Annotated in this window: 15 protein-coding genes; 4 read left to right on the top strand and 11 right to left on the bottom strand. The window is 62.9% G+C overall.

What is annotated here, in order from left to right:
• The 9 genes from BM177_RS21225 to BM177_RS18425 all read right to left on the bottom strand — a co-directional run.
• A partial coding sequence (locus tag BM177_RS21225) for a DUF2924 domain-containing protein (protein ID WP_139223738.1) occupies positions 1-170 on the bottom strand: 170 nt, incomplete at its 3' end.
• Positions 167-520 (bottom strand): DUF3489 domain-containing protein, encoded by a 354-nt coding sequence (locus tag BM177_RS18460; protein ID WP_091686630.1) that lies wholly within the window; start codon positions 518-520, stop codon positions 167-169. The genes BM177_RS18460 and BM177_RS21225, both read right to left, overlap by 4 nt.
• Positions 521-780: 260 nt before the next feature.
• Positions 781-1,425, bottom strand: a complete 645-nt coding sequence (locus tag BM177_RS18455; RefSeq protein ID WP_091686628.1) for an SOS response-associated peptidase — start codon at positions 1,423-1,425, stop codon at positions 781-783.
• A gap of 267 nt (positions 1,426-1,692) precedes the next feature.
• Positions 1,693-2,721, bottom strand: coding sequence for an IS110 family RNA-guided transposase (locus tag BM177_RS18450; RefSeq protein ID WP_091686626.1), 1,029 nt, complete (start codon positions 2,719-2,721; stop codon positions 1,693-1,695).
• A gap of 83 nt (positions 2,722-2,804) precedes the next feature.
• Complete coding sequence (locus BM177_RS18445) at positions 2,805-3,347, bottom strand: SOS response-associated peptidase (RefSeq protein ID WP_091686625.1); 543 nt, start codon at positions 3,345-3,347, stop codon at positions 2,805-2,807.
• Entirely contained in the window at positions 3,334-3,546 is a 213-nt protein-coding gene (locus BM177_RS18440) for a hypothetical protein (RefSeq protein ID WP_091686624.1), read from the bottom strand. Before BM177_RS18440 ends, BM177_RS18445 begins: the two co-directional genes overlap by 14 nt.
• 82 nt (positions 3,547-3,628) lie before the next feature.
• A complete protein-coding gene (locus tag BM177_RS18435; RefSeq protein ID WP_091686622.1) occupies positions 3,629-6,901 on the bottom strand; it encodes an error-prone DNA polymerase in 3,273 nt (1,090 codons plus the stop codon).
• Positions 6,898-8,421 carry a Y-family DNA polymerase gene (locus BM177_RS18430; RefSeq protein ID WP_091686620.1) on the bottom strand — a complete coding sequence of 508 codons (1,524 nt, stop codon included), beginning with the start codon at positions 8,419-8,421 and terminating at the stop codon, positions 6,898-6,900. The genes BM177_RS18435 and BM177_RS18430 overlap by 4 nt, the downstream gene beginning before the upstream one ends.
• Positions 8,336-9,061 carry an ImuA family protein gene (locus BM177_RS18425; protein WP_425284438.1) on the bottom strand — a complete coding sequence of 242 codons (726 nt, stop codon included), beginning with the start codon at positions 9,059-9,061 and terminating at the stop codon, positions 8,336-8,338. The genes BM177_RS18430 and BM177_RS18425 overlap by 86 nt, the downstream gene beginning before the upstream one ends.
• A gap of 177 nt (positions 9,062-9,238) precedes the next feature.
• Here BM177_RS18425 and BM177_RS18420 point away from each other — a divergent pair, with 177 nt between their 5' ends.
• From BM177_RS18420 to BM177_RS20260, 4 genes are all read left to right on the top strand, one after another.
• The gene (locus BM177_RS18420; protein WP_091686615.1) at positions 9,239-9,541 is read left to right on the top strand and encodes a type II toxin-antitoxin system TacA family antitoxin; all 303 of its coding nucleotides are present in this window, start codon (positions 9,239-9,241) and stop codon (positions 9,539-9,541) included.
• Positions 9,542-9,544: 3 nt separating this feature from the next.
• Positions 9,545-10,054, top strand: coding sequence for a GNAT family N-acetyltransferase (locus BM177_RS18415; protein ID WP_091686613.1), 510 nt, complete (start codon positions 9,545-9,547; stop codon positions 10,052-10,054).
• A gap of 73 nt (positions 10,055-10,127) precedes the next feature.
• Positions 10,128-11,042 carry an IS1595 family transposase gene (locus BM177_RS18410; protein WP_091686611.1) on the top strand — a complete coding sequence of 305 codons (915 nt, stop codon included), beginning with the start codon at positions 10,128-10,130 and terminating at the stop codon, positions 11,040-11,042.
• A gap of 1,027 nt (positions 11,043-12,069) precedes the next feature.
• Positions 12,070-12,213, top strand: coding sequence for a hypothetical protein (locus BM177_RS20260; protein WP_175492700.1), 144 nt, complete (start codon positions 12,070-12,072; stop codon positions 12,211-12,213).
• Positions 12,214-12,746: 533 nt separating this feature from the next.
• On the opposite strand, the gene BM177_RS18390 is transcribed toward BM177_RS20260, so the two are convergent.
• Both BM177_RS18390 and BM177_RS18385 read right to left on the bottom strand, forming a co-directional pair.
• Positions 12,747-13,304 (bottom strand): ATP-binding protein, encoded by a 558-nt coding sequence (locus tag BM177_RS18390; RefSeq protein WP_091686605.1) that lies wholly within the window; start codon positions 13,302-13,304, stop codon positions 12,747-12,749.
• A 436-nt stretch (positions 13,305-13,740) separates the two neighbouring features.
• A complete protein-coding gene (locus BM177_RS18385; RefSeq protein WP_091686602.1) occupies positions 13,741-15,438 on the bottom strand; it encodes a matrixin family metalloprotease in 1,698 nt (565 codons plus the stop codon).
• Between the last annotated feature and the right edge of the window lie 501 nt (positions 15,439-15,939).

The raw sequence follows: 15,939 nt of genomic DNA, 5'->3' as shown, positions 1-15,939 counted from the left end.
TGCTCCATTTCCTGAAGTCTGTATCCAAGGGCCAGGACAAGAAGATCGCGGCTGATCCGCGGCGCCTCGCTGCGATAGAGCCGCCGCCATTCGCGCCTCAGGTCCTCAAGGCCGAGCGAGCGGATCCGCTCGATCTCGGCCTCGATCGCGGCCGGGTCTGGCGGCGTCATGGCGAGGCGGCGGCCCTGGCGGAAGTCTTGCGCTTGACCTTCGGCGGCTGTGGGTCCTCAATGCGATAGATCCGTTCGTCCCCCACCTTGTCGGAGATCAGCGTCAAGCCAAGCTTCTTGCGCACCACCGCCGAGAGGAAGCCGCGGACCGAGTGTTTTTGCCATCCGGTCGTCTTGATGATGGCGGCGATCGTCGCGCCCCTTGGCTGTCTGAGCAGAATGAGCACGACCTCCTGCTTGGTCTGCGCGCGGGCTGACGCCGCCGAAATGAAGTCTGGTTGCGTAGGTCCGTCGGCGCGGCCTCTCGCGTGCGGCGGCTCAGTTTTTTTCACGGTTTTGCTGTGCGACATTTTGAGATCCTTTTCGGTTGCGGCGGCGCCATGCGCCGTCACGACCGAAGCCCCACAACGGCAGCGGGCCAATAGGGCGGGATCCAGGAGAGGGGGCGACAGGCCTTACCCCGGCATGACCACAGTCACGCTCTCTTCGGCGCGGAAGTCCACTCATTTCCTGATGAAAAAAATGAACGCCACCTCGCGGATCGCGCGGTCGAGCCAATTGCCGCACTGATTCCCTGGATTTCGACGCGGAGGGGGAAGGCATTCCCCTCCTAGATCAGAGCGCCCTGGCTGGGAGCCGCCTTGCGTTTGACCCAAGGCTCGCTTGTCCGAGTCATTTCAATCATGTTGTCGGGAAAGCATCGCTTCTGAAAGCCCATCACGTCATCGAACGTGCCGCGGAGCCACTGATCGTATTCATGTGGCAGCAAGAGCACCGGCATGCGGTCGTGGATGGGCCTGATCGCCTCGTTGCAATCGGTCATCGCGCCCGAATAGACCGGACCCCATTCCTCGCTGTCGCGCCACAATCCGCCCCAGCCGAAGATCGGCTGGTCTTTGACGTTGAACCAGGTGCGGGTCTTCGAACCCTTCGCGCCCTCCGCTTCGGCGAAGCCCGTCACGGGGATGATGCAGCGCCATTCGGACTTGCGCGCGAGACCGACCCAGAAGCCCTTGGCGAGGTCGGCGATGTTGTTCACGGGGATGGGTTTCGATCCCGGCTTCATCGTCTTGAGGCGGACGGGAAAGCCCCAGGTCATCGACTGTAGAATGCGAGCGCCATCGCGTTCGCGCATCACCATGCCGGATGTGCCCGGGTAAACCTCTTCACCGGCGTTCGATGCGAGCGCCGTCGAGACGCCGAAATGATCGGCGAGATCCTGAAGGTTGCTCTTGACGGTGTAGAGATTGCAGATGTGGACGGCCCCCCACTTGTCAGGATGGTAGCAGAGTTCTGACCCGATCGCTTGCTATCAGATGTCCGGCCTGTTTGCGCGGACAAAGCCCGCTGGCCGAGATGGTGTTCGCTACGCGCGCTCCAAGCACATGGGCGACATTGAGGCTGCCAGTGTAATCTTCGGAAGCTCGCGCGTATCGACCGATCGGTCCTTCCATCTACTGCGTCCTGCAAGTTTGTGGGCTATCCGCCGAGCAATCTTGCTCGCCGGCGTGCCGATTTCGGATCAGGTGGGCATGGCGGCTATCGGCCGGTTGTAGACGCCGCCCGACACCATCAAGCGCCAGGCGATTCGGGCGAACTTGTTCGCCAAGGCCACCGCGACCAGCTTCGGTGGCTTTCGCTCCAACAGCGCCGCGAGCCAGGGCGTGGGCTTATGGCGACCTTTTCGTACGTGCCTTAGCAACGCGGTAGCGCCAACTATCAGCGTCGATCGGAGCGCCGAGTCTCCAGCCTTTGTGATGCCGCCGTGTCTTTGTCGGCCGCCAGTCGAATGATCCTTGGGCGTAAGCCCCGGCCACGCCGCGAAGTCGCGGCCTGATCTGAACGTCTCCGGCGGCGGCGCTTTCATGCTCAGCATGGTCGATCCAATCGGCCCGACGCCGGGAATCGTGGCGATACGCCGGCTGACATCGTCCTCGCGGTGCCATTTCATCAGTTTGGCCTCGATCTCCTCCAGGCGCGTCTCGATCGCGGCGTACTCGGCAGCCTGGAGGCGGAAGAGATCCCGCGCCATATCCGGCAGGGTGTCATCGTCGAGCACCCGCTTGATGAGCGAGTTGACGTTCTGCCGGCCGGCCGGGCCGATGATGCCAAACTCAGCCGCATAACTCCTGAATGCGTTCGAGAGCTGCGACTTCACGCTGACCAGGCGCTCCCGCACAGTCATCAACATGCAGGCTGCTTGCCGCTCCTTCGATTTCACCGGGACGAACCGCATGCTCGGCCTTGTGACCGCCTCACAAAGCGCCTCGGCGTCCGCAGCGTCGTTCTTCCCGCGCTTCACGTAAGGCTTCACATACTGAGGCGGGATCAGCTTTACCTCGTGTCCGAACGACCGCAAGAGGCGTGCCCAATGGTGCGAGCTGCCGCAGGACTCGATGGCGATGAGAACCGGCGGAAGCCGCTCGAAGTAGCGGATCATCTCGGCTCGCCGAAATTGACGGCGGACAACCACGACCTCATTCTCGTCAACGCCATGGAGCTGGAACACCGACTTGGAAGTATCCATGCCGATGCGAACGGGAATATTCATTTGGACTCTCCTCTAATCTGACTGTGACGCAGAGAGCGCCATAGAGCCGTGGGGATGAGAGGCCGTCCACACCAGCACAAGGTTTATCGGTTCCCGCGTCGTTGGGCGACGGGCTCGCAACGTATCACGTCCGGGTCCACCATGCGCAGGAGGATTGCCGGATCGCCCGGCGCTTCGCCCAGCCAGACCGGCCAATCCTCGGGCTTGAGGATTAAGGGCATGCGGTCATGGTACGGGGCGATGGTCGCGTTGGCTTCGACCGTGATCACGCAATAGCTGCGCTCCACGCGATCACCCGGCCAGACGAAGGACTCCCACAATCCCGCCCAGGCCATGGGCTTGCCATCGGCGCGGGTCACCACGTAGCGCTGCGCGCGGCCGTCCGTCTCGGTTCTGACGTAGTATTCTGTCGCCGGCACGATCGCCCGCCGGCTTCGAAAGGCGTCGGCGAACATCGGCAATTCCTGAACCGTCTCCGCCCTGGCATGAATCGGCCGCACGGCCGTCGTCGGCCGCTCGGTTTTGTACGGAAGCAGGCCCCAGACCAGATCGCCGAATTCGCGCTGGCCGGATTTGGGATTGCGGCGAATGACCTTGGCGACCGCGCCGGGCTTACCTTCTTCCATGATCGCCTGACGCCTCCTCGGTCCTGTCGAGGGCTTCCAGGCGGTCGGGCATATCGAGCATTTTCAAAGCGGCGGCGGTCAGCGCCTCGGCAATCGTCGGGTAGGTTTCGGCGGAACTCATCGCCACTCCGTTCGGAAAGCTCACGGTGGCCTGATAGCCGTTGCCCTTGGGCGTGGCCGACAGCGTGATGGTGGACATAGGTCTGGCTCCCGTATTCCCGCGTGGCGATGAAATATAGCGTATGGCTGAGCTTTGAGACATTTGTCGGCTGCTAGAGAGATCAGTGGAAGTTCCGGCTCTTCACTTTGATCGTGTCGATGTGAAGGTCGGGAATATAGATGTCGCGGGTGCGCAGCCCCTTGGGCGGCAGCTCGCGCGGATCGGGCCCGCCGCCGGCATGGGTGACTTGGTCGCCTCGGCCGTGCGGCAGTGGGAAGGCGGCATCTCGTTCGCCCACCGTGGCAAGCTCGGCCGAGAGGTCGGTGAGCTTGTGCGCGACCAGATGAACCACCTCGCCCTCGCGCTGAATGCGACTGCGGACGGCCATCATGCTGGCCCCCATCACCACGCGGCGGAATTTCTCGAACACTTGCGGCCAGACTACGAGGTTGGCGATGCCCGTTTCGTCTTCCAAGGTGATGAACATGACGCCCTTGGCGCTGCCTGGCCGCTGGCGGACGAGCACGAGGCCGGCCGCTTCGAGCCAGCGGCCATCGCGGGCCTGCATGGCCTCGGCGCAGGTGACGACACGGCGCGCGGTGAGGTCGTCGCGCAGGAATGAGATAGGATGGCGGCGCAGCGTCAGCCCGACATGGCCGTAATCCTCGACCACCTCGCTGCCGGCCGTCATCGGCCGAAGGGCTACGGCGGGCTCGTCGACCTCCGGCACGGGTTCCTTCTCGCGCGCCGTAGCAGCCGCGAACAGCGGGAGCCGCTCGTCCCGCAGCGCCTTGATCGCCCAGAGCGCTTCGCGCCGGGCGAGCCCCATCGCCGGTCGGAACGCGTCGGCCTCGGCGAGTTGGACGAGCGAGGCAGAGGGCACGCCGGCGCGTCGCCAGAGATCGTCGAGCGAGAGATAGGGTCGGTCAGCCCGGGCGCCGACGATGGCGGCGCCATGGGCATTGGCGAGGCCCTTCACCATGCGCATGCCGAGTCGTACCGCGAACCGCCCCTCGTCGCCCGCTGGCTCCAGCGTGCAGTCCCAGCGCGAGGCGTTGATGCAGACCGGCCGCACCACGACGCCGTGGGCCTGGGCGTCGCGTACGATCTGCGCGGGCGCATAGAAGCCCATGGGTTGCGCGTTCAAGAGCGCCGCGCAGAAGACATCGGGATGCCAGCACTTCACCCAGGCCGAGGCATAGGCGATCAGCGCAAAAGAGGCTGCGTGGCTTTCTGGAAATCCGTAGCTGCCAAAACCCTCAAGCTGCCTGAAGGTCTGCTCGGCGAATTCCTGCTCATAGCCATTGGCGACCATGCCGGTGACGAGCTTCTCGCGGAACGCGGAGACGCCGCCGGTGAACTTGAAGGTCGCCATGCTCTTGCGGAGCTGATCGGCCTCGCCCGGCGTAAAGCCTGCGCAGACGATGGCGACCCGCATCGCTTGCTCCTGAAAGAGCGGCACGCCCAGCGTCTTCCCGAGCACCTGCTCCAGCTCGGGCTTGGGATAGATGACGGGCTCCAGCCCCTCGCGCCGTCGCAGATAGGGATGCACCATGTCGCCCTGGATCGGGCCCGGCCGGACGATCGCCACCTCGACCACCAGGTCGTAGAAGGTCCGGGGTTTGATGCGGGGAAGCATCGACATCTGCGCACGGCTTTCGATCTGAAATGTCCCGAGCGTGTCGGCCTTGCGGATCATCGCGTAAGTGCGTGGGTCTTCCGCCGGGATCGTCGCGAGATTGAGATTGACGCCCTTGTGCGCGGCCAGCAGGTCGAACCCCTTCTTCATGCAGGTCAGCATGCCAAGGGCGAGCACATCGACTTTCATGAAGTGCAGCGCGTCGATGTCGTCCTTGTCCCATTCGATCACCTGGCGGTTGACCATGGCGGCGGGCTCGATCGGCACGAGGTCGTCGAGCCGGTCGTGGGTCAGGACGAAGCCGCCCGGATGCTGGCTGAGATGGCGCGGCGCGCCCATGAGCTGGCGGGCGAGGTTGAGCGCCAGGCGGAGGCGGCGGTCGGAGAGGTTGAGATTCAGCGCCTCGACATGCTTGTCCTCGACGCCCTCCTTAGACCAGCCCCAGACCTGGGACGACAGCATCTTGATCAGGTCCTCGGTCAAGCCGAGCGCCTTGCCGACATCCCGGATCGCGCCCTTGGTGCGATAGCGGATCACGGTCGAGCAGAGCGCGGCATGGTCGCGGCCGTACTGGTCGAAGATCCACTGCATGACGCTCTCGCGCCGCTCGTGCTCGAAATCCACGTCGATGTCCGGCGGCTCGCGCCGTTCCTCCGACACGAAGCGCTCGAACAGGAGGTCGTTTCTCGCGGGATCGATGGAGGTGATACCAAGCACGTAACAGACGGCAGAGTTGGCGGCGCTGCCGCGGCCCTGGCAGAGAATGTCCTTCGAGCGGGCGAAGCGGACGATGCTGTTCACCGTCAGGAAATAGGGCGCGTAGCCGAGCTTCTCGATCAGTCCCAGCTCGTGGCGCAGCGTCTGCACCACCTCATCGGGCAGACCCTCCGGATAGCGCCAGGCGGCGCCCTCCCAGGTGAGCATTTCCAGCGTCTGCTGCGGCGTCAGCGAAGGGTCGGCGCGCTCCTCCGGATACTGATACGCTAGCTCGTCGAGCGAGAAGCGACAGCGCTCGACGAGCTCGACCGCGCGGGCCAGCGCCTCGGGATAGCGCGCGAACAGGCGGTGCATTTGCTCGGGCGGCTTCAGATAGCGATCTGCATGGCGCTCGCGGCGGCCGCCGAGTTCGTCAATGGTGACGTTGTGGCGGATGCACGTCACGACATCCTGCAAGATGCGTCGGCCAGGCTCGTGGAACAGCACGTCGTTGGTCACGACGGCCGGCACGCGCATCGAAATGGCGAGGTTGGACAACTGGAACAGGCGGAGCTGATCGTTGGGCCGCCGGCGCAACGAGAGCGCCATGTAGGCACGGTCGCCAAAGGCCTCGCGCACGCGCCGCAGGCGCAAGCCACACTCCTCGTCGGCGTCGTCCGGGACAAGCACGACGATCAGGCCCTCGCCGTAGGCAACGAGGTCATCCCAAACGAGATCGCATTTGGCCTTGCCGCCGCGCTTCTTGCCCAGCGAGAGCAGCCGACACAGCCGCGAGTAAGCAGGCCGGTCGGTCGGATAGACCAGCACGGACAGGCCGTCGCTGAGATCGAGCCGGCAGCCGACCACCAGGCGCACGCCGGTGGTCTTGGCGGCCTCGCGGGCGCGCACGACGCCGGCGAGCGAATTGCGGTCGACGATGGCCAGCGCCTCGATGCCCATCATGGCGGCCGTGGCGAACAGCTCCTCGCAGGACGACGCGCCGCGCAGGAAGCTGAAATGCGAGGTCACCTGCAGCTCGGCGTAGCGCGGGCCGTTCATCCGAAGATCCCATGCAGGAACCAGCGTTGCGAGCCGGTCAGCGGGTCCTCGCCGTCGCCGGCGCGGAACACCCAGTAGCGTTCGCCGGCGTCGTCCTCGACCCGGAAATAGTCACGCACGGCGTCGAGTTCGGGATCGCGCTTCCACCACTCGCCGAAGACACGCTCGGGCCCATCGGCGCGCTTCACCCGTCGGCGCACGCCGCGCCAGGTGAAGGACGCGGGCGGATGGTCCGGCAGCAGCGCGACGGTGTCGATCGGCTCCGGATGGGCGAGCAACCGCGATGGCCGGGGCCAATGGCCGGGCCACTCCGCGCCGGTCTCCGGCGCCAGCGCCGGGATGTGGCGCACCGACCGCTCGGGCACGTCGCTCGGCACCGGCGCCATGCGATAGAGGTTCTTCTCGCCGACCCTGTTGGCGAGGAGATCGATCAGGCCGGAGACGTCGGGCTCCGGCTCCTCGACCAGGCTCGAGACCGCCTGCTTGGGCGCCAGCGGCTCCGCCACGGTGGCGGTGAGTGTCATGATCTCGATGCCGAAGCCGGGATCGATGGTCTCGATCTTGTCGCTGAGCATCCGCGTCATGCGCTTCGCGTCGCGCAGCGGCAGGCCGGTCCCGACGCGCACGGCCTGGGCCTGATTGTCGACGCGATGGCAAATGAGATCGAGCCGCCGCGCGCCGAGGCCCTTCTGCTCCAAGGCGTCGCAGAGCTGGGCCGCGAGCTTGCCGATATAGCGCGCGATGGTCTCCGCTGCGCCGATCGGTTCAGCGAAGGCGCGGCGGATCTCGATCAGCGCTTCGGGGCGGATAGGTTCGATCGGCTCGGCAATCCGGCCGGTGGCCTGATCGAGGCGGCGACCCAGCTCGGGACCGAAGCGTAACGCAAGCGGCGCGCGTGGCTGCGCCAACAGGTCGCCGACGCGGTCGAAGCCGAGCACGCGGAGACCATCGACCAGATCGGGCGCGAGCCGCAGGGCGATGATCGGCAAGCGGCGGACATCGGCCGCGGCCTTCCCCCGCTCGGAAATGTAGCCCGGCTGGGCGCTGAAGCGCGCCAAGGCGTGGGCCGCGCCCCAGGAGTCGGCGATGGCGGCGCGGGCGCGAAGGCCGACGCCGGCGAGCTTGTCGACTAGAGTCGCGAGCAGGGCGGCCTCGCCGCCATGCAGATGATCGGCGCCAGTAGAGTCGATGATGATCCCGTCCGGCGGGTCGGCGGCGACGATCGGCGCGAACCGCTGCAGCATCCACAGCGCCAGCCGCTCCAGCGCCTCGGCGTCGGCGGCTGGATCAGCGTCCTGGATCACCAGCCCCTGCACCAGCGCCTGAGCCTTGGTGGCGGGCATGCCGACGCGCAGGCCTGCGGCCTGGGCGGCGGCGTCCGCCGCCAGCACCACCCGCCGTCTCCCGTCCCGGCCCACCAAGATGAGCGGAGCCTCAGGCGGAGGCGCTGCGTCGCCCGTCTTCCGCCTGACCCGGTCCGTGGACAAGGTCGGCAGGAAGACGGAGATGACCCGTGTCATCGCACGCCTCCAATTCAAAATCGGCGCTCTCACCGGCGCGGCAACGGATCAGCTCGATCAGCCAGCGCGGCCGGCCGACCCCCGGAACGGGGAGTGGTGTGGAAGGCAGCGCCGAGACGCGCCAGCGCGAGGTGGCGGCCGTTGGTTGCCCGAAATCAGACGCCTCGGTTTGCCGGCGCCAGCGCCGGAGCGCGATACCGAGGGTCCCCGATCCTTCGGCAGCGAGCTGAAGCCGCCTCGAAGCGGTCATCGGCAGGCGGGCGACTTCGGCCACCACGGCGCCCAGGCCGGCGTGCCGAAGCCCCTCTTCAAAGCAAGCGAGGACGGTCTTGTCGTCGCCGCCTTCGAGATAGATGACGCGGTCGGATTTCAGGCCGGCTTGTGAGAGCGCTGGGGCGAATAGGTCTGGGCGGGTGACACACCAGAGCACTTTGCCGCGTGTGCGCGCGGCGATCCCCGCGGTGAAGAGCGCGGCGGCGGCGCCGTCGAGCGCGCCGTTTCCCCCACCGGCGACCTCATGCAGCGCCCCGCACGGGAGTCCGCCGCTTGGCAGTCGTGAGTCCACTGCGGCGAGACCGAAGGGCAACACCGTTGTGGCGCGCCGGTGCCGGCCTTCGATTTGCCGAACCTGGACACGCAAAGACTCAAGGGCGGACGGGGGCCGCACAGCGTATGGTGTCCTCCTGGGCACGGTGAGAGATCATGTTCCTTATTTGTTCTCCATGTTAGGCCGAAGAGTCAAGGATGATCCGACTCAAGGGCCCAGCCCACTTGAAGTGGCCGGTTATTGGCCGTACATTGGACGAGGAGAAAAGCCATGCCCAGTACAGCATCGAAACCGGCCAGTGGGCGCACCCGAGCGGAGCGCTTGGAGGCCCGTGTCACCGCAGAGCAGAAGAGTCTGATCGAGCGGGCCGCTGCCCTGCAGGGCCGGAGCCTAACCGATTTTGTGCTGACGAGCGTGCAGGACGCCGCTCGGCGCGCAATCGAAGAGCATCAACAGCTTGCGTTGTCGGTTCGCGACAGCGAGGCCTTCGTTGATGCGCTGCTAAATCCCCAGCCGGTAAACGACCGTCTCCGCGACACGGTCCGCCGCTATCGCGAGCAGGCCGGCGTTTGAAGCGTGGCGGCTGAAGACGAAAAGCTTCGCGTCGAGCCGCTCGGCTCAGACCATGATCGGTCGGGGTTTGAGAGCGGCGTCGAGCCGTTGGACCGATATTTTCGATCGCAGGCTGGTCAGGACGCGCGGAAGAATATGGCCGCGCCGTTCGTCCTGGTTCAGCCGGATGGGACGATCGCTGGCTACTACACGCTCTCCTCGACATCTGTGCAGCTCGGCGAGTTGCCGGAGCAAACGGTGCGAAAGCTGCCGAAATATCCGCTGGTGCCGGCGACGCTCTTGGGGCGCCTCGCGGTGGATCGGCGACACCAGGGAAAGGGTTACGGCCGCTTCCTCCTAGCCGACGCGCTCTACCGAGCCGCGCAAAGCGAGATCGCCTCGTTCGCAGTGATCGTCGATGCGAAGGACGAGAATGCCCGCCGCTTCTACGAGCGGGAAAGTTTTCTACCGCTTCCGGATCAGCCCATGAGGCTATTTCGGCCGATGGCGGACCTCAAACAGCTATTCAAATAAGGGCGATTATCCCGGACTTGACTTTACGTAAAAATCATGCGACCTTCCTCCCATAGACGGAAGGAACGGCCAAATGTCCGGGAAGCAGCCTAAGCCAGTCCATCAAATGAGCGTTTCTGAGTTCGAGAAAATGTTTCCGAACGAAGACGCTTGTTGCGCTTATCTTGTCGAGCGCCGCTGGCCCGATGGCGTCCGTTGCCCACGTTGTGGCGCTGAGAACCCCCATAAGAACCCAACGCGCCCTTGGAGCTGGCAATGCTACCAGTGCGCGCCTGCAAGCAGCTACCGCTTCTCGCATCTTGCCGGAACGATCTTCGAGAACACGAACAAACCGCTCCGCGAATGGTATCGCGTCATTCATTTGATGCTCACTAGCAAGAAAGGCATCAGCGCCCTTCAAGTCATGCGCTACATGGGCTTCGGCTCTTATAAAACTGCTTGGGAAATGTGCCACAAAATCAGGACGGCCTTGGTTGAAGACGTCAAGCAACTTGGCGGCATTGTCGAAGTGGACGAGACATTTGTCGGTGGCCTCGCAAAGAACCGGCATATCGACAAACGCGGTAAGGGCGGCGGGACCGGCGGCATAGGATCGGGAAAAACGCCAGTCGTCGGCGCGGTCAAGCGCAAAGGAAACGTCATCGCTCGCGTTGTCGAGAATGTAACGTCCGCAACGCTCGAAGCTTTTGTTCACGAAGCCGTTTCCAACAAGGTCAGCCTGCTTTGCACTGACCAATGGGGCGGATACAAAAAGCTTGGCAAAGAATATCCGCATGGCGTTGTCGATCATTCCAAAGGCCAATACGTTGTCGGCTCTATCCACACTCAAACCATCGAGGGTTTTTGGTCAATTTTCAAACGCGGCATTGTCGGAAGTTTTCACAAAGTTAGCCGGAAGTACATGCATCTTTATGTGGCCGAGTTCCAATTCAGATACAATAACCGATCAAATACAGATATTTTCGGACAGGCGATCAAGGGATGCTGACTGATTATCAGAAAGGCTCAATTTTCGGGGCAACATTATTCGGTATTGCATTCGCTTTTTCATTTGCGACATATCAGCCAGCCAAGGCCATACCCCAAACACCCACCTCCGATGTAGCCAACAATAAGCAAGCTGGTCGACTTTAAGGGCGCGCATAGTGGCGGAGCGCGTCCAAAGGCAAAGTGTGAATTGATGCCGCCCGTCAAAATTTCCTCGCCTTTAATTAATGCGATTTCAGTACCAAACAATTTGGGACGGTCTGCGGGGCGGTACAGCCATTAAGGGTGCTCCCGCACGCCGTCCTGCGGCGCGACGGGGTCTTGTAGCAATGCAGGAACTAACGCGAGCCTTCGCTTGCTTAGGTTGTGGCTGTCGTGGTGGCCCAGGCTATCGGGGCCCAGACGGAAAATGCGTCGGCTGGGGCAATATCGGCAAAGTGTGCGGATCCCCGCCGACGGAGCGCTGTAAAGCCGAAGGCGAAAATGCCGGTGCCAAGGATGCCCGGATTACGGCGTCAAAGCGCTGAACGCCAAGAAGCCGCGCCATAACCACGATAATGAGCGAAGGTTCGCTTGCTCGTTACTGAAAAGCGTAAGCCTGCTCGCACATAAAGAGTGCTCCGGTCCAACCGTACAGAAGCCCTCCTCGGACAACATCCACGGCTTCCGCGATCGGGTCGCAGGAGAATATCCATGCGCCCGTCGCTGCGTATATCGCGATAATTGCTGGAACGAGAACGATCTGCTGGATCAACATGGTAGGCCACTCCATCAAAGAGGCGCTTAAAGCGCTTAAAGCCGCTGGCTATGAAGTTATTAAATCCGACGAGCTAAAAAGGTTGCGCACCCAGCACGATCAAGAGACTTGAGGCTGACAAATCGGCGACGCAGGCAAATCGCCGGGCCGTGATCGCTGCCCTCGAATTTGCCGGCGTGATCTTCGTCGAGGAGAATGGCGAGGGCCGGGGCGTCCGGCTACTCAAAGCCAAGTCGGAGAGCGTAGTGGAACTCACCGAACGGATTGAGCATTGGACGAAACAATCGCCGAAATCCCTGTGGCTGGCCCGCCGAGCCCAGGCATGAATCAGCTACGGGAAGCATTCGCCAAAAAAACACCGCACGAAGCTGAAGAACCGGCGCGCCACGATCAAAAAAGCGAGGAGTCGAAGTGAGTTAGGGCGTCGAAATCGAATTTCTTCCCCTCGATGACGATCACGTGCGGGCTAGGATCAGTTGGCGTGAACAGGACGCTGGGGGAGGCACGCTGATGGTTGAAGTCACAGTTCGAACCGACGGAGATCACCCGAAGTCTCACGAGACGCGCAAAGCCGATGCCCTCGCTCTCGCAGCGCGCTTTGTCCGAGCGTCCGCCGACACTATCCAGGGCTGAAGGAGCCGAGGATCAAGACGCGCGCCGCCCTCGAAGCTGCTGACGTCGAGTTCATAGCGGAGAACGGCGGTGGAGTTGGCGTGCGTCTGCGGAAGTCCGGCGCAACCGGAAACCCGGCCGCCTGGATCGAGATTGAGGATCTGAAGGCCAAGAACGACGTCTGCGTTCGACGGCGCGTGAATATCACAGAGGCCGCTGTCAACGAGCGCCTGTTATTCGAATATTGAACTCTGAGTTTCAAACCTATCGTCAGACGTTGGAGGCGCGCAGGTTTGGCATCATCATCAAACACAGATCCCCGCGCTCACTCTGCGCCTATGGCGGCGGGAACTCGACAGTCAATACGACACCGGGCGCGTTGGCCATCTGCAATGAGCCGCCAAGCTGCGTGGCGAACGCCCGCATAATGCTCATCCCAAGAGAACGTGTGCGCTCCTCTTCCCTTGGCGCGAACCCCTCTGGCTTTTTGAGGTCTATTCCCGGCCCGTCGTCCCGAATGGTCAGACGGAGCCGAGCGGCCTCCGGCTTCGTCAACGAGACTTCAAAGTGAGAGCCGAGGCCCTTTGAGAAAACGTGTTTCAACGCATTCGTCGCGGCTTCATTGACAAAAAGCGTGATGGCCGTCAGCTGATCCACGGAAAGAGGCCCTTGCGTATCGATTTGCAGACGAACTTCGACAGGCAAACCGCGAAAGACCTCGTCAAGCGTTTCCCGCAGAACCATCTCGAGGCCATCCCCTGAAGCGGAGACGTCGTAAAAGCGGCGGTGAAGGCGCGAGATCCTCGTGATTCGATCCTCGGCTGAAAGCATCGCGTCCACCGCACGTTGATCCATCTGCTTGAGCCGAGCGTTTCGGAGAATTGCCACCGCCATCTGCAGGTTCCAATGCGGCTTCCCAGCTATTTTGGCTTTCCAGATTTCTACTATGTTCGGCAGCGACACGTGAAACGTGAGCTTTACCTTTAGACGATTATTTCGTGGAAAACTGTTTTCCAGACCGAGGGGTGCGTCATGGCTCGATCGGCTGAAGCGGGAGGGTTTCAGTCAGTCCGCTCCTGGGACTGCTATTCGGTGAACTGCCATTCTGCCTATGGCGTGGCTGTGCCGGAAGAAGTCAGTTTGTTGTCTGTCACCGTAAGCAAGAAAAGAATACTCGCCAGGGGACTTCTGCACGGCGATGGAAATTGATGTCAACAGCTCTGACTGGTGTTGCGTCATCAAATGCGCACACAGACTGTCACCGGCTGCGAACGCATCATGCCTGTCCGGCCGCCGCGCCAAGATTGGCGCGGCGCACGAGGCCCGACCCTTACCCAAGGGTCGAGACGTAGAGGTTGCGATCGTCGTTGATGCCGCGCCAGGCGAGGACGAGGCGGCCATTCAGATTGGCGATGGTCGGACCCGCCTCGCTACCGACATTCGGAACGCTGATCTGCCCCGAGTAGGCGCCGTTCTGGAACCGCGAGAACCACAGGGCGTGATCGCCCGGCACGCCTTTCCAGGCGAGCACGAGTTCGCCGCCGCGCACTGTCGCCGACGGACCGGCGCTGGTGCCGATGTCGATCGGTGTCTCGCCCGAGTTAAGATTGCCGGCGTCTACAAAAAACACCTTGTCCTGCGGGCCCCAGATGCCGTTGGCCGGATCGATCAGAATGGCGTGATATACATTGCTGTCGCCGTCGATACCCTTCCAGTACATGTGGAGCTGCAGGTTGTAGACGACGAGCGCCGGGGCGCCAGACGTGCCGCGGCCTGCGATCTGCTGCTGCGGCGACCACTGGCCGTTGGCGCCAAGCTTTGACCAATAGATGCCGGAATCGCCAGGCACGCCTTTCCAGGCGAGAACCATCTGGTTGTTGAATTCGATCACCGCCGGCCGCGCAGAGGTTCCGACTGGGATACTTTGCTGCGGCGTAAATCCCTGGACATCGAGGCTCGTGTTGCTCGACCAGTAGATATTGTGATCGTCGCCGACGCCCTTCCATGCCATAAACAGGCCTACGGCCGGAAAGCCGTCGCGAGACGGTGGATGAAAGGTTGTCAGCGACGGACCGTTCGAGGATCCGACATTGGGGATCTTCTGCTGCGGCGTCCAGTTAATGCCGTCGCCGCTCGATGCGAAGTAAAGCCCCGAATCGCCCTTCGATCCGGTCCACGCCATGAACATCTGCTGAAAGCCCGTGCCGGTGAAGGACGGCTCCATAACAAACGCGAGCGATGGGCCGTCGGTCGAGGCGCGATCGCCGAGCCTTACCTGCGGCAGCCAGCCATAGAGGCTCTGGATCGCTTCGATGGTTTCCGGATCGAGCGCGTTAAGGGTCGGCGCGAAGGGATACATCACCGAGGCGGAGTTGGTCGAATGCGACAGCCCGAGCGTATGCCCGGCCTCGTGCAGGGCGACCGCGAGGAGGAAGGCCGGGGTCCATGTCGTGCCAGAATCAAAATAAAGATTTCCGGAGGGCGGCGCGAAGCCGATGCCGATCGGCCCGCCCGGCTGGCCAAGAGTCGGGTTGAGGTTGGTGCCGCCGAACTGCACATTGATGTTGCTGCCAGCGCCGCCGGGAGTGAAGCTGAAAAACGGCTGCGCCGCCTGATATTGCTGGTAGGCGGAAAAAATAATGTTGCTCGCCTGCGCCGGTGAGAGACCCTTGACCCCCGCCGGATTGATGTTGACCGTCAGATTGCCGCGCGTCCAGGTTCCGATCGGCGTGCCGTAGGTCAGGACATGGATCCCGCTGGTCTGCGCTGGCGTGTCCGGTGTTCCGCAGAAGCGATGCGTCAGGAACGCGATCAGCGCGCTTATGATGGAATGATCGGTGAGCTGGTCGCTGGCGTAACCAAACTGAACGCCGAGTTTATGGACGCCGGCGAGGATCGCCTGTTCGCGATTGCGGTCGGGCGCCGCGTCCGTCAGCAGGCCAAGCCTCTGAAGGCCGGCCGCCGCCGTGTGCAGCTCAGTTGATGGAATGCGCAGCGGCCGGCGTTCGACGAGAATTTGATCGGGCATTTGATTCTCCGGGGATGCGGCGCCGATGCACGGCGCCTATAACACCGGCCACGATAGCAAGCGGCCGGCGTGGGAAAGGTGCATCCGCGCACGCGCGGCCTGGGTCGCACTGTTGCGCCGGAGTGATGCTCCAGCGACGCAATCCTGCGCCAGCCACTGCGCGCCGTACTTATGCCGCCCTTAATTTTTCGTTAAGATTTTCTTGACGCGCGTTGCTGGGGCGGGCGCACACGATCGGCCCAATCGTCGGATTCTGGATCAGGAGCTGAATCTTTCCGTCCTACATCGTCGCCGGACCAAGATGTGTTGACCATCGGAGTGACGAATAAAGAGATAGGTCATGAACCCGGTACGGTGGGAGCGGTTATGGAAGAACTTTCCGTTTCGACCGGACAGCTGGCGAATGTGACCTGCCACTGAACTTTCATCCGGCGGTAATTAGAGTCTCGGCGGAGTTTACGCCGTGTGGCGCGGGTTGAGCAACCTGTGATCGGCGGAGTT

Source organism: Methylocapsa palsarum, assembly GCF_900114285.1.
Lineage (GTDB): Bacteria > Pseudomonadota > Alphaproteobacteria > Rhizobiales > Beijerinckiaceae > Methylocapsa > Methylocapsa palsarum.
Note: the sequence above shows the minus strand (reverse complement) of the source record. Positions and strands in the feature narration are given on the sequence as shown.